At 74.0% G+C, this 20,195-nt stretch carries 24 protein-coding genes; 9 read left to right on the plus strand and 15 right to left on the minus strand.

Going from position 1 to position 20,195, the window contains the following annotated elements; genetic code table 11:
- Position 1: 1 nt before the first annotated feature.
- The 12 genes from GA0070562_RS02085 to GA0070562_RS02140 are packed head-to-tail and all read right to left on the minus strand — an operon-like array spanning position 2 to position 8,970.
- Positions 2–1,039 (minus strand): LysM peptidoglycan-binding domain-containing protein, encoded by a 1,038-nt coding sequence (locus GA0070562_RS02085; RefSeq protein WP_091414201.1) that lies wholly within the window; start codon positions 1,037–1,039, stop codon positions 2–4.
- A 15-nt stretch (positions 1,040–1,054) separates the two neighbouring features.
- Positions 1,055–1,486 (minus strand): pilus assembly protein TadG-related protein, encoded by a 432-nt coding sequence (locus GA0070562_RS02090; protein WP_091414204.1) that lies wholly within the window; start codon positions 1,484–1,486, stop codon positions 1,055–1,057.
- Entirely contained in the window at positions 1,483–1,956 is a 474-nt protein-coding gene (locus tag GA0070562_RS02095) for a TadE/TadG family type IV pilus assembly protein (protein ID WP_091414206.1), read from the minus strand. The genes GA0070562_RS02090 and GA0070562_RS02095 overlap by 4 nt, the downstream gene beginning before the upstream one ends.
- On the minus strand, positions 1,953–2,435 hold the full coding sequence (locus GA0070562_RS02100; protein ID WP_091416042.1) for a TadE family protein: 483 nt from the start codon (positions 2,433–2,435) through the stop codon (positions 1,953–1,955). The genes GA0070562_RS02095 and GA0070562_RS02100 overlap by 4 nt, the downstream gene beginning before the upstream one ends.
- Complete coding sequence (locus GA0070562_RS02105) at positions 2,435–2,644, minus strand: hypothetical protein (RefSeq protein ID WP_013283462.1); 210 nt, start codon at positions 2,642–2,644, stop codon at positions 2,435–2,437. The genes GA0070562_RS02100 and GA0070562_RS02105 overlap by 1 nt, the downstream gene beginning before the upstream one ends.
- 24 nt (positions 2,645–2,668) lie before the next feature.
- Complete coding sequence (locus tag GA0070562_RS02110) at positions 2,669–3,514, minus strand: type II secretion system F family protein (RefSeq protein WP_091416047.1); 846 nt, start codon at positions 3,512–3,514, stop codon at positions 2,669–2,671.
- Between the two features lie 17 nt (positions 3,515–3,531).
- Entirely contained in the window at positions 3,532–4,485 is a 954-nt protein-coding gene (locus tag GA0070562_RS02115; protein WP_419781003.1) for a type II secretion system F family protein, read from the minus strand.
- Positions 4,428–5,969, minus strand: coding sequence for a TadA family conjugal transfer-associated ATPase (locus GA0070562_RS02120; protein ID WP_091414209.1), 1,542 nt, complete (start codon positions 5,967–5,969; stop codon positions 4,428–4,430). Before GA0070562_RS02120 ends, GA0070562_RS02115 begins: the two co-directional genes overlap by 58 nt.
- Complete coding sequence (locus GA0070562_RS02125; protein ID WP_091414211.1) at positions 5,959–6,792, minus strand: CpaE/TadZ family protein; 834 nt, start codon at positions 6,790–6,792, stop codon at positions 5,959–5,961. Before GA0070562_RS02125 ends, GA0070562_RS02120 begins: the two co-directional genes overlap by 11 nt.
- Positions 6,792–7,460 carry an SAF domain-containing protein gene (locus GA0070562_RS02130; RefSeq protein ID WP_091414213.1) on the minus strand — a complete coding sequence of 223 codons (669 nt, stop codon included), beginning with the start codon at positions 7,458–7,460 and terminating at the stop codon, positions 6,792–6,794. Before GA0070562_RS02130 ends, GA0070562_RS02125 begins: the two co-directional genes overlap by 1 nt.
- Positions 7,457–8,410, minus strand: a complete 954-nt coding sequence (locus GA0070562_RS02135; RefSeq protein WP_091414215.1) for a hypothetical protein — start codon at positions 8,408–8,410, stop codon at positions 7,457–7,459. The genes GA0070562_RS02130 and GA0070562_RS02135 overlap by 4 nt, the downstream gene beginning before the upstream one ends.
- On the minus strand, positions 8,404–8,970 hold the full coding sequence (locus GA0070562_RS02140) for a hypothetical protein (protein ID WP_091414217.1): 567 nt from the start codon (positions 8,968–8,970) through the stop codon (positions 8,404–8,406). Before GA0070562_RS02140 ends, GA0070562_RS02135 begins: the two co-directional genes overlap by 7 nt.
- 570 nt (positions 8,971–9,540) lie before the next feature.
- Between GA0070562_RS02140 and GA0070562_RS02145 the strand changes: the two genes are divergently transcribed.
- Positions 9,541–10,317, plus strand: a complete 777-nt coding sequence (locus GA0070562_RS02145; protein ID WP_091414219.1) for a prepilin peptidase — start codon at positions 9,541–9,543, stop codon at positions 10,315–10,317.
- 109 nt (positions 10,318–10,426) lie between these two features.
- Positions 10,427–12,802, plus strand: a complete 2,376-nt coding sequence (locus GA0070562_RS02150) for a glycoside hydrolase family 65 protein (protein ID WP_091414221.1) — start codon at positions 10,427–10,429, stop codon at positions 12,800–12,802.
- On the opposite strand, the gene GA0070562_RS02155 is transcribed toward GA0070562_RS02150, so the two are convergent.
- Complete coding sequence (locus GA0070562_RS02155) at positions 12,775–13,257, minus strand: hypothetical protein (protein ID WP_091416055.1); 483 nt, start codon at positions 13,255–13,257, stop codon at positions 12,775–12,777. The genes GA0070562_RS02150 and GA0070562_RS02155 overlap by 28 nt on opposite strands.
- 115 nt (positions 13,258–13,372) lie before the next feature.
- On the opposite strand from GA0070562_RS02155, the gene GA0070562_RS02160 reads away from it, so the two are divergent.
- The gene (locus GA0070562_RS02160; RefSeq protein WP_091414223.1) at positions 13,373–14,146 is read left to right on the plus strand and encodes an SAM-dependent methyltransferase; all 774 of its coding nucleotides are present in this window, start codon (positions 13,373–13,375) and stop codon (positions 14,144–14,146) included.
- 40 nt (positions 14,147–14,186) lie between these two features.
- Here GA0070562_RS02160 and GA0070562_RS02165 read toward each other — a convergent pair whose 3' ends face one another.
- A complete protein-coding gene (locus GA0070562_RS02165) occupies positions 14,187–15,068 on the minus strand; it encodes an RNA polymerase sigma-70 factor (protein WP_091414225.1) in 882 nt (293 codons plus the stop codon).
- A gap of 167 nt (positions 15,069–15,235) precedes the next feature.
- Between GA0070562_RS02165 and GA0070562_RS02170 the strand changes: the two genes are divergently transcribed.
- The gene (locus tag GA0070562_RS02170) at positions 15,236–15,721 is read left to right on the plus strand and encodes a carboxymuconolactone decarboxylase family protein (protein WP_091414227.1); all 486 of its coding nucleotides are present in this window, start codon (positions 15,236–15,238) and stop codon (positions 15,719–15,721) included.
- Between the two features lie 9 nt (positions 15,722–15,730).
- On the opposite strand, the gene GA0070562_RS02175 is transcribed toward GA0070562_RS02170, so the two are convergent.
- Complete coding sequence (locus GA0070562_RS02175; RefSeq protein ID WP_091414229.1) at positions 15,731–16,822, minus strand: epoxide hydrolase family protein; 1,092 nt, start codon at positions 16,820–16,822, stop codon at positions 15,731–15,733.
- Between the two features lie 93 nt (positions 16,823–16,915).
- Between GA0070562_RS02175 and GA0070562_RS02180 the strand changes: the two genes are divergently transcribed.
- The 5 genes from GA0070562_RS02180 to GA0070562_RS02200 all read left to right on the plus strand — a co-directional run bounded on the left by GA0070562_RS02180 (position 16,916) and on the right by GA0070562_RS02200 (position 20,115).
- Positions 16,916–17,377, plus strand: coding sequence for a MarR family winged helix-turn-helix transcriptional regulator (locus GA0070562_RS02180; protein ID WP_091414231.1), 462 nt, complete (start codon positions 16,916–16,918; stop codon positions 17,375–17,377).
- A gap of 71 nt (positions 17,378–17,448) precedes the next feature.
- The gene (locus tag GA0070562_RS02185; RefSeq protein ID WP_254663707.1) at positions 17,449–18,051 is read left to right on the plus strand and encodes a helix-turn-helix domain-containing protein; all 603 of its coding nucleotides are present in this window, start codon (positions 17,449–17,451) and stop codon (positions 18,049–18,051) included.
- On the plus strand, positions 18,051–18,422 hold the full coding sequence (locus GA0070562_RS02190) for a hypothetical protein (RefSeq protein ID WP_091414233.1): 372 nt from the start codon (positions 18,051–18,053) through the stop codon (positions 18,420–18,422). Before GA0070562_RS02185 ends, GA0070562_RS02190 begins: the two co-directional genes overlap by 1 nt.
- On the plus strand, positions 18,419–19,324 hold the full coding sequence (locus GA0070562_RS02195) for an ABC transporter ATP-binding protein (protein ID WP_091414234.1): 906 nt from the start codon (positions 18,419–18,421) through the stop codon (positions 19,322–19,324). Before GA0070562_RS02190 ends, GA0070562_RS02195 begins: the two co-directional genes overlap by 4 nt.
- Positions 19,321–20,115, plus strand: a complete 795-nt coding sequence (locus tag GA0070562_RS02200) for a GumC domain-containing protein (RefSeq protein ID WP_091414235.1) — start codon at positions 19,321–19,323, stop codon at positions 20,113–20,115. Before GA0070562_RS02195 ends, GA0070562_RS02200 begins: the two co-directional genes overlap by 4 nt.
- Positions 20,116–20,195: the final 80 nt, after the last annotated feature.

Genomic DNA, 20,195 nt, shown 5'->3' on the forward strand with positions numbered 1-20,195 from the left:
GTCAGTCCCGCCGGTGCCGTCCGCTCGACAGCGCGCGGGCGGGCACCGGCCGCTTGCGCAACCCGAGCAGCGCGCCGATCTGCGCACCCACGATGCTCGCCACGGCCAGCACCGCCGAGATGGCGAGCGGACGGTTGATGCCTTCCTCCGCGGTGGCCCGGGACGCGCCCGCCGACATGGCCGGCGGCTGACCGACAGGCGCCTCCACGGTGGGCGTCGCGTCCCGCGGCGTCGGCTTGGGCTTCGCCTTCGGGGTGGTCGAGGAGGCACCGCCGCCACCGGGTTTGACGGGTGCCGTCTCGGCCGGCTTGGTGACCACGATCCGTCCGGTGGCGTGCCGCCGGGCACCCGAATCCGTCGCGCCGTCCGGCAGCGTGATGAGCTGACCCGGGCGGATCCGGTCCGGGTCGGCGAGCCGGTTCAGCCGGGCCAGCTCCTTGTATCTGTCGAAGTCGTCCAGGTAACGGTCGGCCACCTCGCCCAGGTAGTCGCCCTTGGCGACCCGGTACACGGCCGGTTCGCTCGTCTCCGCCGCGACCGGCACCGCCGGTGACGCGACACCCGGCGCCGCCGCCGGAGCGGTGAACGCCGGAGCTGCGACCGTCGAGGCCGCGACCACCGGTTGCGGGGCGGTCAGTGCGGGGGCGCTCGCCGCGGCCGGGCTCGCGACCAGGATCAGCGCGACCGAACCGACGAGCGCGGCGGCCGCCTTCTGCTGGCGGTGCATCCCGGGCAGCTTCGGCGCCGGCCGGCGTACCGCCGCCGCGAGCAGCTCCACCACGACGGAGAACGCGAACGTGGCCCAGCCGAACCAGCCCACCACCGCCAGCGCGCGCAGGAACAGTTGACCGTCGTCACGGCTGGTCAACGCCGTACCGACCTCGGCCAGCGTGGGCAGATGATCCGGCAGCGGGTTGCCGGCGAACGCCAGCAACGCGACCGGCCCGCCGGCCAGCACGCCGACGAGCACGACGAGGGCGCCGAGGCCGGTGAGAACCTGGCCGGCGCGGCGGACGGGGGAGCGTCGGGGTGCGCCCATGGCGGCCTTCCCTTCCTACGGTGGGCCGGTGAGCGCCCGAGCGGTGGCCTCACCGGTGACGGTGGCGGTCTTCTGTGCGCCGAACAGACTCAGCAGGTCCCGGCTGTAGGTGATCTGCACGCTCACCCGGATCTGGGTCTCGGTGCCGACCACGGGAAAGTCGACCTCGTGGTCCTGGACGCCGCCGGCGGCGCCGAGGTAGGCGGCGACCGCGGCGCGGGCGGCGACCTGGTCGATCTGCTTCGGGCCGCCCTCGATGGCCCGCGCGCGGTCGATCATCTGGCCGCCGGCGCGGGCCGCCTCGGCGGCCAGGTTGTCCGCGCGCTGGAGCGTGCGCAGTTGACCCGCGCCGTCGTAGGCCAGGCCGATGATCGCCAGTACGCCGGTCATCGCCACGGCCAGGAACAGGCTCACCCGGCCGTTCTCCGCCTCGCCCCGCCCGGTCATCCGCGGCTCCGGTAGGTGTCCAGCGGCGAGGTGAACCTCGCCGAGACGGTCTTGCCGCCGGGCACGCCGGGCAGGCCGGGCGCGCTCAGGTCGTCGAAGGAGACGGTGCAGGTCACCGTGACCGTCACGGTCGCCGGCACGCCTGCGGCGCTCTGGTACGCGGCGGCGAAGCTCGTCGTCGTCCCGGCCACCGAGCCCGCGAGATCGATCTGGGGTGGGCCGGTGCAGTTCAGCCCCGCCCAGCCGAGCTGGTCATGGGCCGCCTCCTCGGCGGCCTCCGCACCGTCGTCGGCGTTGCGGGCCAGCGAGGCGGCCCGGGCGGCGTCGTGGGCGGCCGACTCCACCGCCTCGTCCGCGATCGCGGTCCGCCCGGCGACCCCGGCCAGCACCATCAGCCCGATGAAGGCGGGCGCGAGCACCGCCACCTCGATCGAGACGGAACCCCGGTCCCGTCGTGGCCCGGCGCTCATCCGGTGGTCCAGCGTTCGGCCGGGCCGTGCGCGGTCTGCGTGACCTCGAACGAGACGCCCGGGATGACCGACAGGGAGCGTCCCTGCACCGTGCAGGTGACGCCGGTGGCGGTCTCGACGCAGGTCGGGCCGGTCTGCTCCCAGCCGACCAGCCAGTCCCCGGCCTGCTGCAGGAAGCTGATCGCCCGCTGCCGTCCGGCGTCCGGCCCGGCGTCGATCGTGCGCTGGGCGTTCACAGCGGTCTGCGCGGCGTTCAGCGCGGTGGACCGGGCCACGAACCAGACGGCGACCTGGATCGAGCCGAACAGCATCACCAGGATCACCGGCATCACCACGGCCAGCTCGACCGGGTTGGCGCCCCGCTCGCCCTCGGCCAGGCGGGCACGCAGGGCAGCGGCGAACCGCCCCGGACCGGGCGGGCCGGCGGGCCGGCCGGCAGACGCCGGCCGGCTCCGGACCGTACGGGCGGGGCGGGGCATCACGGGGCCTGCGGCGCCGTGTTGTTCGGGATGGCGTTCATCCAGTTGTTCGCCTTGGCCAGGGCGAGCCCGGTGACCGCCATGGCCACCGCCACCAGGCCGAAGATGATCACCGCGGTCGGCACCGGGCTGTCGCCGCGCTCGGAGTCCCGGCGCAGCTCGGCGAGGCGGGTGCTCACCGCCACGTACAGGTAGGCGTAGAGGTGCATGGTCGTCTCCTTCTCGAAGGGGGTTCACAGACGGGCGAGGAACGGATAGACGGCGAAGCCGAGCAGGACGAACACCAGCAGCGAGCCGGGGATGTCCAACTTGCTGGTGACCCCCTCGGCCCGAGCCAGGTTGTCGGTGCGGATCTGGTCGCGCAGCGAGTCGGCGCGGGACCGCAACGTCTCGTGCACCTGGGCGCCCTCGCTGCCCGAGGAGCGCATGATGGCGCCCACGTCGCCCAGTTCCGGGATGCCGATCCGCTCGGCCAGCTCCTGCAGCTCGTCCCAGGGCGAGTGCATCTGGAGCTGGGCGAGCCGCAGCGCCTCCCGGATCCGGTCGAAGACCCAGCCGTCGCAGACCGCCGCCGCGCGCTCCAGCGACTGCACCGGGCCGTGCGCGGCGGACAGCTGCAATGCCACCAGGTCGAGATAGGTGCAGACCGCCTGGCGGAACTCGTCCCGGGCGGCGTCCGCCTTGGCCAGGACCGCGCGGTGCGCGAGCAGACCGGCGCCGAGCGCCAGGCCCAGACTGGCCACCACCGGTACGGCCACCGGCAGCGCCACCCCGCCGACGAAGAGCACCGCCGAGGCGACCGCCGGGGTGGCGAACCCGACGAGCGCGGAGAGCAGCACGGAGAGGGCGTACTGCTCCGGGGTGCGGTCGAGCAGGGCGAGCTGCCGGTGCGGCGGGCGCAGCCAGCGGGCGAATCCGTCGAGCCAGTCCGGCCCGGCGCCGGCGGCCGGGGCCTGGCCGGGTGGCTGGTGCAGCCGGCGCAGCGCCGGGCCGAGCGCCGGGGTGGCCGGCAGGGCCTCGCGGACCACCATGAACAGTCCGAGCCCTACCGCGCACCCGCCGAGCACCGCGATCGCCATCTGCCAGTTGAGTGCGCTCACGCGATCGCCTCCTCCGGGTCGGGCGCCGGCAGGAAGCGCGCGGGCCGGGGCGGCTGGCTCATCGAGCGCACCCAGACCAGCAGCCCGACGAACGCCGCGCCGAGCACCGCCATCACGAGCTGACCGGTCACCGTCCCGTAGGGACGGATGTAGTCGCTGTTCACCAGCCCGTACGCGAGCGTCGCCAGCGTCATGCCGGTGAGGAAACGGACCGCGAACCGGGGCTGGGTGCGCTTCGCCTCGACCTCGCGCCGGGTCGCGACCTCGGCCGAGGCGGCGGTGGCGATCGACCCGAGCACGTCGCCGAGGCGCTCACCCCGGTCGGTGAGGTGCAGGATCAGCGCGGCCACCACCTGGTCGGCGACCGGGTCGGCGATCTCGTCGGCGAAGGCGAGCAGCGCCGAGCGGGCCAGCCAGCCGGCCTGGAGGCGGGCCGCGAGCGTGCGTACCTCCTCCTGGATCTCCTCCGGAGCGGTGGCGATGGTGCCGATGATCGCCTGCTGGAGTCCCTGGCCGGTGGCCGAGATGTCCTTGAGTCGGCGGGTCCACTCGCCTACGGCTTCGACCCGGGCGATGGCCCGCTGCTCGGCCCGGCCGACCGCGAACAGCCACGGCACGCCCGGCACCGCCAGCGCCACCAGCAGGCCGACCACCGGCAGCCCGGTGAGCAGGAACGCCACCGCACCGGCGACCACTGCGGCGCCGAGCAGGAGCTGGTAGCGGCGCTGGTCGGCGCGGCTCGCGCCGGAACCGGTCCAGAGGCGGCTCAGGCCCGGCCCGGCGCCTGCTGCCGGACCGGGCGGGCGGCGGGTGCCGACGAGCGCGACGACGGTCAGCACCAGCCCGGCCACGCAGGCGGCGCCGGAGACCAGGGCGATCAGTTCGATCTGCGTCACGCCGGGCCTCCGCTCGGCCGCGCCCCGAGGCGGGTGTGCCGGGGTCGCCGCCACGCGCCCACACCGGCCTCGACGAACCGGGTGAGCAGGCGGGCGTCGTAGCCGACGCGCAGCAGTTGGTCGCGGATGCGTTCGGGCAGGTGGCGGGGGACCGCGCGGCCGTCCGGCCCCGGACCGAAGACGCTGGTCGTGGTGATCCGGTTGCCCTCGCCGACGCCGATGACCTCCTCGACGTGCGAGACGAAGCGGTGCTTGCGGCCGCCGATCGCGGTCTCGTCCTCGACCGTGACGTAGACGATCAGGTCGAGCGCGTTGCCGGCCATCCGGCGGGCCTGGTCGACTGTCATCTCCCGGCCGTGCGACAGCGCCAGCTCGATGATGCGTTCGCTCACCCCCGAGGGGGTACGCGCGTGAATGGTGCACATCGACCCGCGGCTCGTGGTCATCGCCTGGAGCATCGGCACGATCTCCCGGGACCGCACCTCGCCGACGATGATCCGCAGCACGCCCATCCGCAGCGACACCGGGATCAGGTCGGCGATGCTGACCTCACCCGCCGGCCGCCCGTCCGCGCCGCGCTCGCCGTGCCCCTCCCGGGACTCGAAGCTCATCACCGCCCGGTGTTTGTGCCCGCGCCGGGCCGGCAGGAGTTCCCGGCTCTCCTCCAGCAGCACGTACGGCTCGTCGGCCGGGATCTCGTCCATCAGCGCGCGGATGACTGTGGTCTTCCCGGCCCCGGCTAGCCCGGCGACCATGATGTTCAGTCCGGCCCGCATGGACGCGCGGAGGAAGTCGCGCAGCAGCGGGTCGATCATCTCGTCCAGGTCGGGCCGGCCGCCCGCGATGTCCTCCAGGCTCACCTCGAGCGTGTTGTGCTTGCGGATCACCGCGTACGGGCGGTGGCTGACCAGGAACACGGCGGCGAGCCGGCTGCCGTCGGGCAGTTGCAGGTCGAGCGTGGGCTTCGAGGTGGACAGCGACCGTTCGGTGGCCCCGGCCCGGCGGGCCGCCGCCTGGAGGATCTCCACCAGCTCGTCGTCGGTCTCGGCGATCGGCTCGGCCCAGTCGACGCCGCCGCCGTGCCGGGTGATGCGTACCTGGTCGCAGCCGAGGATGTGCACCTCCTCAATGCTGTCGTCGACGAGCAGCGTCTGGAGGCGGCCCAGCCCGACGAGTTCGGCCGTGACCTGGTCGAGCAGCATCCGTTCCGACTCGGCGGCCATCGGTGTGCCGGCCCGGCGTACCGAGTCGGCGTACGCGGACACCACAGCGACCGCCAGCCGGGCGCGCTCGACCTCCTCGGCGTCGGCGTCGAACTCGCGTCCGCGCTGCCAGTGGGTGAGCCGTTCGCTCAGCTCCCGGCGCAGCTCGCGGACCACCGCGAAGTCGACACGGGGGCGCGGCGGTGGCGCCGGTGGCGCGGCGGGCACCGCCCCGGGGACGTGGTGCCGCCCGTTCGGCGGGGCCAGTGGCGGGACCGTGGAGACGACGCCCGGCTGCTGCGCGCGTGGGTCGTGGGAGACCGGCTCAAACCGCACCGGACACCCCCGGCACGCTCGGCGCGGTCACCGCGCGCGGTGTGGTCGTCCCGGGCCAGGCCAGCCGGGCGCGCCGCCGGTCCAGCAGCGCCCGGACCGGCACCTCCAGGGCGCCGGCCGCGCGCATCAGCGGCCGGTTGGCCCGTACGGTGCCGCCGTGGGCGAGCACCTCGGCGGTACGCGGGTCGTGCGGCAGGCGGGCGATCACCGGCAGCCGCAGCGCCTTGCTGATCTCGCTGGTGCCGTGCCCGTCCCCGACCACGAGCAGTCGCAGCGTGCCCGGCGGTACGCGGTGCTCGGTGAGATCCCGCTCGACGGCGCGGGCGGTGGCCCGGGTGGCGGAGAGGTCGGGCAGGTGCGCGCGCGTGACCAGCAGCACCACCGCGGCGGCCCGCAGCAGCGGCCACGGTGGACCGCCGACCGCGAGCCGGCCGCAGTCGACCAGTACGTCGTACGGCGGTTCGCCCCGTTCCAGCCCGGTGAAGTAGTCGGCGAAGCGCTGCCAGAGCGGGATCACGCTGCCGGCCTGGGCCGGGTCCACCACACCGGGCAGCAGCAGCCGTTCGCGGCGGGGCGCGTCCAGGTCGACCAGCTGGGACCAGAACGCGTGCTCCAGGCTGCCGTCGCGCAGCTCACCCACCGCCAGCTCGCCGATGCCGCGCGGCCCGTCCAGCGCCCCGCCGAGGTAACCGGCGAGGATCGAGCCGCCCGCCGGGTCGCACTCGGCCAGCACGAGCCGCCGGTGCCAGCTCAGCGCGGCGGCGAGCGCGGCGGTGGTGACGCCCGGCGACCCCTTCGCCGAGACCAGGGCGATGATCGCCATCAGGCGGCCTCGGTGAGCACGAGCGCGATCCGGTCGTCGGCGGCGAGCGCCACGACGGCCGGCACGTCCCGTACGGCCAGCGCCAGGTAGACCACCACGTCACCGTTCTGCGGCGTGGCGGTGTCGATCACGGTGCCCTCGAACCGGGTACCGCCGCCACGGGACGCCTCCGAGCCGCCGCCGGTCGCGTTCGAGGGCGTGCTGACCAGCAGCACCTTGTCGCCGGGGTGCAGCTTGCGGGCCGGCACCTGCTCGGGTTCCAGCCCCAGCGCGATCTGCTGCTGGCCGGCGCCGAGAAGCGGGGCCTCGGTGAGCTGCGCCGGGGTGAGCAGCGTGCCCGGGGTGAGCCGGACGGCCGCCCGCAGCTCGAGTACCTCGTCCATCCGGTCGGCGGACACCGGCTGGAGTTCCCGTCCGCCGGATACGCGTACCGGCACCAGGTCGTCGGCGGTGAGCTGCTGTCCCACGTCGACCGGCCGGGCCACGGCCAGGTACGTGCCGGTGGAGCGCACCGACGTGACCGCGAACGCCGCGCCCAGCCCGCCGAGCGCGATCAGCAGGACCGCCAGGCCGAGCAGGCCGGGGCGGACGCGTCGTTGCCGGACCACCTTCGGCGGCGCGACGGGTGCCTCCACCGGAGTTCCGTTGCGGGCTGCCACGACACTCATCGGGTCACCACCTGAAGCTCGTTGATCTGTACCTGGACGACGCCGCTGGACCGGCTCTGGGCGATCACGCCGCTCTCCCCGCCGCCGGACCACTCGACGGTCCAGAACGTCGTGGCGCTCACCTCGTAGGTGCCGGCCTCCGGGTAGCCCTGGTCGAGGCCGCAGTCGGGCGAGGTGGAGCCGGCCCTCGGCCCGTTCGCCCGGTACGGCGTGCCCGGCCCGTCGCAGGTGACGTCGATGTCGTCGGACATGTGCCAGACGATCCGGTCCACCTTCGCGGTGATCTCCACGGTCAGCCCTCGGTCGGAGGCGGACGCGGACAGCGGCCCGAAGTACGCCGTGCCCGGGCTGGCCCACATCCAGACGGGCAGCCCGACCAGGCCGGGGCCCTGGCTGCGCCGGGGCGCCACGGCGGCCCGCGGCGGGAGCAGCGAGATCGAGGCCAGCGCGCGGCGGGCCAGTTCCTCCGGGTCCGGCGGCGCGCCGTATCCGGGCGGCGGGGCCTCGAGGAGTTCCCGACGCAGGCTGCCGATGTCGCCGCCGTTGCAGGTGAGCTGGTACCACTGCTTGCCGGGAGGCGCCTCGTCCTGCGGCTCGGCGAGCTTGTAGTAGCAGCCGTCGGCGTTGTTGAACCAGCCGAGGACCTCGTGATAGCAGGGGATGGCCCGGCCGTTCCACTGGCACTTCGGCGTGCCGCCGCCGTTGCCGCCCCCGCCGCCGTTGTCCCCGCCGCCACCCGGCCCGCCCGGGCCGCCCGGCGTGCCGGGGTCGTCGTCCCAGACGTCGCAGTCGGTCTGTTCCGGCGGGCAGGAGCCGCCGGGGTCGGCGGCGCGGGCGGGTGCGCCGGTGAGCGTCAGCAGCGCGGCCAGGCCGGCGGCGAGCAGCAGCCGGCGGGGCGTCCCGGCCCGGGTCGGGTGGGCCGGGACACCCCTTCCTCCCCAGGTCAGCACGGCTGGTCCTGGTGCGCGGCGCCGCCGTTGACCAGCCACCGGCCGTCCGGGAAACGGACCGCTGTGGCAGTCGCCAGGTAGCGCCCGCCGCGGGTGCCGGGTACGGCCTTGCGGTCCTTGGCGTAGACGAGCCGGTAGCCGCTCGCGTCCAGGCAGTCCTGGATCTCGACAGTGGGCGGGCGGGCGGTCAGGTCGACCGACACGACCTCGGGGTCGGAGAGCAGTTTCCCGGTACGCATCGCGCCGTGCTCCTTCGCGTCGAGAATCGCCATTCGCACCCGAGTCAGCAACGGATCAGCCAGAAAACGGGTCAGAGCGGGATGGGACGGATCGCTGCGCGCACTGGCTGCCCGGGACGCGTCGAGATAGCCGGAATAGGCGGCCAGGGCCGCTTTTCCGGCCGCGTCCTCCTCGGCGCTGGAATGGGCGGCGGGTGCGGCGGCACGGCCGGTCAGCGGACGGGTGGCCGCCTCCGGCTCGGTGCCGCAGCCGGCCGAGCCGACCACCAGCACAACGCTGAGCAGGAAGATTTCCCATCGGCGGGATTGCCGTGTGCGCAACGCCGATCCCTCCTCGGTGCCGGCCCGGGGCGATCACGCCGACCCGCTCCGGGCATGCGGAAGCGCGCCCGGAACTGTCACTCCGGGCCCCCGTCGCCGCCACTTGTATTGACCTGTACTGATCGCTGCGGATTCCGTGCCCTGGTGCCTCCGACGCCAATTGATCGGGGGTTGCGTCGTACCCAAGGGGCGAGCATAGGCTCACGTCCGCCGATGCAACAGAGGTAATTCACGTGAACACGGTGAGTGAAGACGGGAGGTGGTGGCCGGTGTGTGTCGTCACGATGACGAGCAGGCTTCCGCAGGGCTCCGAGCCGGCGGGCGTGTGCTCACCCGTACGCGCCGCGACGGCGGCGGCGAGCCGCCGCGGTGCCGCCGGTATGGGTGGGGAGCATGCCGCTCGTCCGATCCGTCCCGCCCGTTCGCCGGGGCTCACGCCACGACCTGCCCCCGCCGCCGCCGAGTCGCATCAGACGCCCCGGTACGCCCCGGCCGTCACATCTGCGCGAGCGACAAATCACTCTGCGTGCTCCACGATGGAACGCGCGGCGACCGGACGGGGGATCCGGCATGACGGCTGAACGGGTACGGCGTACCGGACGGGTGACCGATGCCCGACCTCCGAGCGCCCGGCTCATCGCCGCCCTGACGGTCGTACCCCTGCTCCGGCTGGCGGTGGCGCGCTACGCCGTACCGCCGGGGTCTCCGGACCGGACGGGGTGCGACGGCTGCGGCGCCCCGATCGGGCTGGACCGGCCGCTGCCGGCGCTCGGCCCCGCCGCCCGCTGCCCGGCCTGCCGGGCCCGGGTCGGCGCGGCGCCCGCAGTGGTGGAGGTGGCACTGCTGTTCGCGGTGGCGGTGCCGCTGTTCGCCGGCGGCGCAACCGCCGCGCGGCTGGCACTGGCCTGGTGGCTCGTCTGGGCGGTGCCGATGACGATCGTGGACGCGATGGCGCACCGGCTGCCCGACCGGCTCACCTGGCCGGCCGCCGCCGGTGCGTGGGCGCTGCTCGGGGTGGCCGCGCTGACCGGTCCGGGCGCGGACCCGTGGATCCGCGCGGTCCTGGCCGGGCTGGTGCTCGGCGGCGGATTCGCCGCGACCACGCTGCTGTTCGGGCGGCGTGGCTTCGGCCTCGGCGACGCCAAGCTTGCGCTCGGCGCGGGCGCGCTGCTCGGCTGGTACGGCTGGCCGGTGCTCGTGGCCGGGCTGGTGCTCGCGCTCGTCCTCGCCGGGCTGGCCGGGGTCGTGCTGCTCGCCGCCCGGCGGGTCCGCTGGTCCGGGCATCTGCCGTTCGGGCCGTTCCTGGTGCTCGGCACCGCCGCCGCGCTGGTGCTCGTCACCGTGTGATCGGCCACCCGCAGGTGCGGGCAGGCGTAGCCAAGGGTATCGGAGTCCCAGCCACCTCCCAGCCGGGTCTGGTTCGGTGGCGGTCCAGGCTTCGGACTCGGGAGGGCACGTGCCGCACGGCGACGACGGTTGGCGGATCCGGCGCACGAGCGCGGACCTGGACCGGCTGGGCGAGACCGAGTCCGTCTTCGCGCTCGCCAACGGCTGGGTGGGCTGGCGCGGGACGCTCGACGAGGGCGAACCCTGCGGGATGCCGGGCAGCTACCTCAACGGGTTCCACGAGCAGCACGAGCTGACCTACCCGGAGAGCGGGTACGCGTTCCCGGAACGCAGCGACACCGTGATCAGCGCGCCGAACGCCGCACTGATCCGGCTCTGGGTCGACGACGAGCCGCTGGACCTGCGGACCGGCACGATCCGGCGGCACCACCAGGAACTTGACCTGCGTGCCGGGGTGGTCCACCGGGAGACCGAGTGGATCTCGCCGGGCGGCCGGGGCGTACGCATCCGCAGCACCCGCCTGGTCTCGCTGACCCGACGTCCGGTCGCCGCCGTCGACTGGGTGGCCGAGCCGCTGGACGAGCCGGTCCGGCTGCGGGTCGGCGCCGATCTGCTCGCCAACCAGCGGGTGCCGGAACGCGCCGATGACCCCCGGGCCGCCTCGGTGATCCACGACCCGCTCACCGGCGAGATCCGCCGCGACGACGGCCTCGACGGTGTGCTCGTGCACCGGACCGGGCGCAGCGGCCAGCGGGTCGCCGTCGCCGTCGCGCACCGGGTCGAAGCGCCCGACGAGATCGCCACCGGCACCGAAGTGACCGCCGACCGGTTCCGGCTGGCGCTGTCCGGTCAGGTACGCCCCGGCGAGCGGATCCGGGTCACCCGGTTCGCCGCGTACGAGTGCGCCGACGTCGACGGCACCCCGGCCGGTGAGCTGGCCGACCTGGTCGTCGCGGAGGCGGACGCGGCCCGGGCCGACGGGTTCGACGCCCTGCTCGCCGAGCAGCGCGCCGCGCTCGACGCGGCGTGGGCCACCGCCGACGTCGAGCTGGACGGCGACCCGGAGCTGCAACTCGCGGTGCGGTTCTCGGTGTTCCACCTGCTGCAGTCCGGCCGCGCCGACGGCGACCGGACCATCCCGGCGAAGGGGCTGACCGGCAACGGCTACGACGGGCACGTGCTCTGGGACACCGAGGGCTACGTGCTGCCGGTGCTGACGTACCTGGCGCCGGAGCTGGCCCGCTCGGCGCTGCGCTGGCGGCACGCCCACCTGCCCGAGGCCCGCGAGCGCGCGGCCGAGCTGCGCCTGACCGGCGCCACCTACCCGTGGCGGACGCTCAGCGGCCGGGAGTGCTCCGGCTACTGGCCGGCCGGCAGCGCGGGCCTGCACGTCAACGCCGACATCGCCGACGCGGTGCTGCGGTACGTGGCGACCACCGGCGACACCGCGTTCCTCGCCGAGAGCGGCGCCGAGGTGCTGATCGAGACCGCCCGGCTGTGGCGCGGCTACGGCCACTTCGACGACGGCGGCGCGTTCCACCTGACCGGCGTCACCGGCCCGGACGAGTACTCCGCGCTCGTCGACGACAACGTCTTCACCAACCTGATGGCCCGGCGCAACCTGCGCGGCGCCGCCGACGCCGTGGAACAGTGCCCGGAGGTGGCCGCGCGGCTCGGCGTCGACGCCGCCGAGGTGGCCGGCTGGCGGGCCGCCGCCGACGCGATGTTCGTCCCGTACGACGGCAAGCGCGGCGTGCACGAGCAGTCGGCCGGTTTCACCGCGCAGCCGGAGTGGGACTTCGCCGGCACCGGCGAGGACGACTACCCGCTGCTGCTGCACTTCCCCTACCTGGAGCTGTACCGCAAGCAGGTGGTCAAGCAGGCCGACCTGGTGCTGGCCATGCTGCGCTGCCCGGGGGAGTTCACCGCCGAGGAGAAGACGCGCAACGTCGCCTACTACGAGGCGCGGACCGTCCGGGACTCGTCGCTGTCGGCGTCCGCGCAGGCGATCCTCGCCGCCGAGGTCGGGCATCTCGACCTGGCGTACGACCTGTTCGCCGAGACGGCGTTCCAGGATCTCGCCGACCTGGGCGACAAGACCGCCGACGGGCTGCACCTGGCGTCCCTGGCCGGCGCCTGGCTGGTGGTGGCGCAGGGCTTCGGCGGGCTGCGCGACGACCGGGGCGTGCTCGCGTTCGAGCCGCGCCTACCCCGGCCGATCACCCGGCTGGTGTTCCACCTGCGCCGGCACGGGCACCGCCTGCGGGTCACGCTCACCGGGCGGGAGGCCCGCTACGAGCTGCCGGACGCCGGGCCGGACGACGCGGTGGAGCTGTGGCACCACGGCGATCAGCTCCGGGTCACCGGCGACGGGCCGGTCACCCGGCCGATGCCGCCGGTGCCCGACCCCGGCCCCGAGCCGCAGGCCCCACCCGGCCGCCGTCCCGAACGGCGCGCTCAGGAGGCGGCCGGCGGCGACGACTGAACCGGCAGGCCGGACATCCGGGCGACGACCTCCTCCAGCGCCTCGAACGCGTACGCCCAGTTGTGGCACTTGAAGCTGCGCAGCCCGGTGATCGGGGTGCGGCAGTCGGCACAGTGGACACCGGGGATCGCGTCCGGCACCTCGGTGTTCACGTACTTGCGCTCGCCGAGGATCACCCGCGCGATCATCGTGTGGTCGTGCACGCCGTGCAGCGCGGACGCGACGATGTCGTACCAGGTGACCCGCCGCCCGCACTTCGGGCAGTCCGGCTCGTCGCCGCTGACCCACAGCGGCGCGCCGATGCTGCGCGCCGGCATGTTCAGCAGTTTCTCCAGCCGTCGCACGTCCGCCTCCGGGGTGGTCCACCGGTGCCGTCCGGGCAGTGACGCGGGCGAGTCGTAGACGGCGCGGAACACCACCGGCTCGACCTCCACGGTCTCCCGTCCACCTGTCATCGGTACCTCCTCGCGACGGCGTGTCCCACCGTCGTACCAGGTGAAGACCGGGATCGGCCGGATCGTCGACACGACGGGTCAGCGGTGTGTCGCCCAGAGTGCTAGACATCGAGGGGTGACGGAGGCTGAGAACCGACCCAATGTCGCCCGGATGTACGACTACTACCTCGGCGGCTGCCACAACTTCGCCGCCGACCGGGCCGCGGCCGAGGAGATCCTGAAGATCTTCCCGGACACCGGCGTCGCCGCGCAGAGCAACCGCGCGTTCCTGCGCCGGGTCGTGCGCTGGGCGGCCGAGCAGGGCGTACGCCAGTTCCTCGACATCGGCGCCGGCCTGCCCACCCAGGGCAACGTGCACGAGGTGGTCCGCGCGGTACGCCCCGACGCCCGGGTGGTCTACGTCGACCACGACGAGGTCGCGGTCGCGTACGCCCGGCGGTTGCTGCCCACCGACGGCCGCACCGTGGTGCTCCAGGGCGACCTGCGGCGTCCCGACGAGCTGCTGGCCGACCCGACGCTGCGGGCCACGATCGACCTGAGCGAGCCGGTCGCGGTGCTGCTGCTCGCGGTGCTGCACTTCGTGCCGGACGCCGACGATCCGTACGCGGCGGTGGCGAAGCTGCGCGACGCCACGGTGCCGGGCAGCGTGCTCGCGTTGTCCCACCTCACCCTGGACGGCCTGCCGACGCTGCCCACCGAGCAGGGCACCGCGATCTACCGCCGCAGCAGCTCCCCGCTGGTGCCCCGCACCCGCGACGAGGTGGCCCGCTTCCTCGACGGGTACGAGCTGGTCGAGCCGGGCCTGGTCAGGGTGGCGGACTGGCGGCCCGACGGGGAACCGCAGGCCGCGGTGTCGCACGGGTACGGCGGGGTGGGCGTCCGCCGCTGAGCCGCCGTCGTCGGTCCAGACCGCCGCGCCCTCCCGCCGGTCAGCGCCGCAGCGTCGTCTCGCGGGTCATGTGGGACAGCTTCTCCGGGTTGCGCACCGCGTAGAGGCCGCTGATCCGGCCGTCGTCGAGGCGTACCGCGACGACCGTGTCCAGCTCGCCGTCGAGGTGTACCAGCAGCGCCGGGTAGCCGTTGACCTGGGCCGGCTCGATCGACGCCACGGCGGCGACCCGGCGCCAGCCGCCCGCGAGCAGCCGGGCCACCTTGTCGCCACCGGTGACCGGACGGACGATCGCCTGCTTGATCCCGCCGCCGTCGCCGACGAGCACCGCGTCCGCCGACAGGACGCGGAGCAGCCCGTCCAGGTCGCCGGTCTCCACCGCCCGCCGGAACGCGTCGAGCGCGTCGCGGGCCTCGGCCGCCGAGACCGTACGGCGAGGGCGGCGCGCCGCGACGTGGGCCCGCGCCCGGTGCGCGATCTGCCGCACGGCGACGGGACTCCGCTCGACCGTCTCGGCGATCTCGTCGTAGCCGACGTCGAACACCTCCCGCAGAACGAACACGGCCCGTTCGGTCGGCGTGAGCGTCTCCAGCACCAGCAGCATCGCCATCGACACGCTTTCCGCGAGCGTCACGTCGTCGGCCACGTCGGGCGCGGTGAGCAGCGGCTCGGGCAGCCATGAGCCGACGTACGACTCCTTGCGCCGGCCCAGCGTGCGCAGCCGGGACAGCGCCTGCCGGGTGGTGATCCGGACCAGGTAGGCGCGCCGGTCCCGAATCTCGTCGAGGTCCACGCCGGCCCAGCGCAGCCAGGTCTCCTGCACCACGTCCTCCGCGTCGGCGGCCGAGCCGAGCATCTCGTACGCGACGGTGAAGAGCAGGTTCCGGTGCGCGAGGAAATCCTCGGTGGCCGGGTCCGCCATGGCTGGCTCCTTCGCTGCTCGGCTGCGTTCCCCACCAGACGCCGGCCACCGCCGCCGTGTGACATCCGGTCGCTGTGGCGGTCCTCACCGGGCGTCGCCGTCACGCCGGACGCGTCCCCGGCACCTCGTGTTCGTCCCACACCCACCCCAGCAGAGAGGGCGCAACCATGCAGACCCGATTCAACCTGTTCGAGAGCCCGGTCTCGGCGACGTTCATGAAGCGCTTCGCCGGCGCGGGCCTGATGATCCACCAGTCGTCGCTGCCCCGCACCGTGCAGGAGCTGGTGTCGCTGCGGGCCAGCCAGATCAACGGCTGCGGCTGGTGCATCGACATGCACACCAAGGAGGCGGTGGCCGGGGGCGAGAGCGCGGTCCGGCTGAACCTGGTCGCCGCCTGGCGTGAGTCGACAGTGTTCACCGGGGCCGAGTGCGCGGCGCTGGCGTTCGCCGAGGAGGGCACCCGGCTCGCCGACGCCCATCAGGGCGTGTCCGACGAGACGTGGGAGCAGGTGCGCAAGCACTACGACGACGACCAGGTCGCCGCGCTGGTCTGCCTGGTCGGGCTGATCAACGCGGCGAACCGGTTCGCGGTGCTCGTGCACCAGCGCGGCGGCTCGTACGAGCCGGGCATGTTCGCGGCGGACATGGGCTGAGCGCGGCCGTCACCGCAGGCTCCAGAAGAACGACCGGACGTCGTCGGCGAACAGCTCCGGCACCTCCAGCGGGGCGAAGTGACCACCCCGGTCGAACTCGCTCCACTGCCGGATCGTGTACGTCAGTTCGGCGATCGGCCGGACGGCCTGGGTGATGTCGTGCGCGAACACGGCGACCCCGAGCGGGGGCGGGCAGGGCGCGGGCGGGCCACCGAACGCGCTCTCCCGCACCAGCCGCGCGGACGAGGCGGCCGTGCGGGTGAACCAGTAGACCGAGACGTCGGTGAGGATGCGGTCCACGCCGACCGCCGATCGCGGGTCGGTCCACTCGGTGAACTTCTCGGCGATCCACGCCAGCTGCCCGACGGGTGAGTCGTGCAGCGCGTACGACACGGTCTGCGGCCGGCTGGCGTAGAGCACCTGATGGGGATGCCGCTGCGTCTTGAGCCGCATGATCCGGGTCAGCCGGTCCCGGTCCCCGTCGGACAGGCCGGCCTCCCCGGTCCAGCCGGGCGGCGGGGGTGTGGGCAGGTAGTTGAGGTGTACGCCGACGACGTGCTTCGGGTCGATGCCGCCGAGCCGGGTGGAGATGACCGAACCCCAGTCACCGCCCTGTGCGCCGTACCGCCGGTAGCCGAGCCGCCGCATCAGCTCGGCCCAGGCGCGGGCGACGCGGTCGACGTCCCAGCCGCGTTCCCGGGTCGGGCCGGAGAAGCCGAAGCCGGGGATCGACGGTACGACCAGGTGGAACTGCTCGGACAGCGGGCCGAGCACGTCGAGGAACTCCACGACCGAGCCGGGCCAGCCGTGCGTGAGGATCAGCGGCAGCGCGTCCGGGTCGGCGGCGCGTACGTGCAGGAAGTGGATGTTCTGCCCGTCGATGGTGGTGGTGAACTGCGGATACCGGTTCAGCTCGGCCTCGGCCTCCCGCCAGTCGTACGCGGTGCGCCAGTGCTCGGCCAGCTCCCGTACCCGGGCCAGCGGGATGCCGTAGTCCCACCCGGCGTCGGGCAGTTCGTCGGGCCAGCGGGTGCGGGCCAGGCGGTCGGCCAGGTCGTCGAGGTCGGCCTGGGGGACGTGGACGCGGAACGGCTCGATCACTGTGGCTCCGATCGTTGGTGACACTAACGTTAGCGCGGCCAACGATAACGCAGATCGTTGGGGACGCCAACGTTTTCCGGTTAGGCTGGGCACGTGGAGAACCCGGAGCCGGACCTCGTACCGACCCGTCTGGCCGGCCTGCCGAGCTGGCTGATCACCCAGACCGCCGTACGCGCCGGCCGGCTGGTCGCCGACGGCCTCGCCGCTGTCGACGCGCGGGGTTACCACTTCCGGCTGCTCGCCACGCTCGACGAGTTCGGCCCGGCCAGTCAGGCGGCGCTCGGCCGGCGCAGTGGCATCCATGTCAGCGACGTGGTGGCGGCGCTCAACGAACTCGCCGAGCGGGAGTTCGTCACCCGCAGCCCGGACCCGGCCGACCGGCGGCGCAACATCGTCACCATCACCGCGGCCGGGCGGCGGCAGTTGCGGCGGCTGGAGAAGCGGCTCGCCGCCGTCCAGGACGACCTGCTCGCGCCGCTGTCGCCGGACGAGCGCGCGGACCTGACCCGGCTCCTGTCGCGAGTGCTTGCCCACCACACCCGCCCGCCCGTCTAATCGACCGGCTTTTCGCGTCCGGTTGCTCCACTCACTACCGCTATCACTCTCGATAGTGATAGCGTTCGGCCATGGCGACGTCGATGGAGCGGTGGGCGGAGGTGGCGCTGCACCCGGTGCGGCTCCGCGTCCTGCGTGCCGTGGCGGGCACCCGGGTGACCACGCACGACCTGGCCGAGCTGCTTCCCGACATCCCGCACGCCACGCTCTACCGGCACCTGGCGACGCTCGTGAAGACCGGAATGCTCGACGTGGTGGAGGAGCGCAAGGTCCGCGGCGCCGTCGAGCGGGTGTACGCGCTGCCCGCGCACGGCGCGGCGCTGGACCCCGCGGCCCTGGCGACGGCGACGCCCGAGGACCACGCGCGCTACTTCACGGCGTTCGTGTCGAGCCTGCTGTCCGAGTTCTCCCGCTACCTCGCGCGGGACTCCGTCGACTTCGTCGCCGACGGCGTCGGATACCAGCAGCTCGTACTGCACCTGACCGACGCCGAGCTGCACGAGTTCGCAGCCGGGCTCAACGCGCTGGTCGGCCCGTTGCTCGCCAGAGGGCCCGGCGACGGACGGACCCCCCGGCTGCTGGCGACCATCCTGATGCCCGCCGACCGCCAGGCGACCCCCGGCGACACGCACACATCAGCGCACGACTCCGACACGACGAAGGGCGACGACTGATGGCCTCCGTAATGCTCAACGGCGATGTGATCGACATCCGGTTCACCGGATGGGAACGGATGTGGGTCGGGCGGGAGCGGTTCGCGCTGCGCCTGGCCGCCGTGCGGCACGCCGCACCGGCGGACGAGCCGATCCGGCTGGCGCGCGGCGCCCGGCGCGGGTACGCGGTGTCCGGCTTCGCCAAGATCGGCGTCTGGGGCATCTTCGGCGGCCCCCGCCAACTCGTGGCGGCCCGGCGGGGTCAGCCCGGCCTGCACCTCATGCTGGACCGCGCGGCAGCCGGCGGAGAGTTCGACGAGGTCGTGGTCTCCGACCCTGCAGCAGCGGGCCTCGCCGAGACGATCGAGCGTGCGACGAGGAACCGGGCATGACCGGCGACCACCTGCCGATCGAGGCGTCGGGCCTGACCAAACGCTACGGCGACGTCACCGCCGTACGCGATCTTACCTTCACCGTACGGCCCGGCGCGGTCACCGGCTTCCTCGGCCCGAACGGCGCCGGCAAGACCACCACGCTGCGGATGCTGACCGGGCTGGTGACGCCGACCAGCGGCACAGCCACGATCGGCGGACAGCCCTACGGCCGGCTGGCCCAGCCGTCACGGACCGTCGGCGCGGTGTTCGACGGCAACGCGTTCCACCCCGGACACACCGCCCGTGACCACCTGGGCCTCTACGCCGCGATGGCCGGCTGCCCGGACAGCCGCGTCGCGGAGCTGCTGGACCTGCTCGGCCTCGCGCACGCCGCCGACCGTCGTACCCGAGGGTTCTCCACCGGCATGCGCCAACGGCTCAGTCTCGCCACGGCGCTGCTCGGCGACCCCCGCGTCCTGCTGCTCGACGAACCGTCGAACGGCCTGGACCCGGAAGGCATGTCGTGGCTGCGCGGCCTGCTGCGCCGGCTCGCCGACGAGGGCCGCACCGTGCTGGTCTCCAGCCACGTCCTGCACGAGGTCCAGCAGGTGGTGGACGACGTGGTGGTGATCCGGCGCGGCGAACTCGTCGCCGCCGGGCCGTGGTCCCGGCTCACCGGCCCGCCGACGGTGCTCGTCACCTCGCCGGACGCGGACCCCCTGGCCTCCGCGCTGACGGCCGCCGCCGGGTCCGTCGAGGCCGCCGGACCCGGCCGGCTGCGGGTACGCGGACTGGACGCGCCGCGCGTCGCCGACCTCGCCGCGGACCACCGTCTGCGGATCCACGAGCTGGTCACCGAGACCACAAGCCTCGAACAGCTCTTCCTCGACCTGACCACCGACCCGGCGGAGGCCCGATGAACCTGCTCAGAGCGGAACTACGCCGGGTGCTGGCGACCCGGATGTGGGGCGGGCTGCTGCTCGCCGCCGTCGCGCTCGGTGGCGGCCTGGTCGGGCTGATGGCGCTCGTCGGGCCGGAGAACTTCGACCCGCCGATGCCCGGACTGCACACCGAGGAGGGCCTGCGGTCGATCCTCGGCATCCTCGGCTTCACCGCCTTCGTGCCGGCCGCCGCCGGCGCCCTCGCTGCCACGTCGGAATACCGGCACGGCACCGCCGCCGTCACGTTCATGTTCGCGCCGCGCCGAGGGCGGGTGCTCGCCGCGAAACTCGCCACCCACGCGATCGTCGGCCTCGGCTACGGGATCGCGCTGGCCGGCTCCGCCGCGGTGGCCCTGTTCACGGTCGCCGCCCTGCGTGGCGTGTCGCTGGGCATGCCCGCCCCCACAGTGCTGGCGCTGCTCGCCCGCATCGGCGTCGCGATGGCTGTCTACCTGCTCGTCGGCACCGGCGTGGGCGCGCTGCTCCGCAACCAGGTCGCGGCCGTGTGCGTCGTGGTCGGCTACCTGTACCTGGCCGAGCCCGTACTGATGATGATCCCCGGCGTCAACGCGCTCTACCCGCTCCTGCCCGGCGGAGCCACCGCCGCGCTCACCGACTTCACGTACGTCGCCGACGCGATGTCCGCGCAGCTCGGCAACGACGCCGTCGCGCTCCTGCCACCGGCGGCCGGCGCCCTGCTGCTGACCGGGTACGCGCTGGCCGCCGCAGCGATCGCCGTGGTCGTCCCGATGCGCCGCGACATCACCTGAGCGTCGCCGCTTCGTCGCCGTCCGGCGTATCGGGGCTGGCGCCGGCCGAAGACGATTCGTACTCTGGTCCTCCGACGCCC

This window comes from Micromonospora tulbaghiae, from assembly GCF_900091605.1.
Lineage (GTDB): Bacteria > Actinomycetota > Actinomycetes > Mycobacteriales > Micromonosporaceae > Micromonospora > Micromonospora tulbaghiae.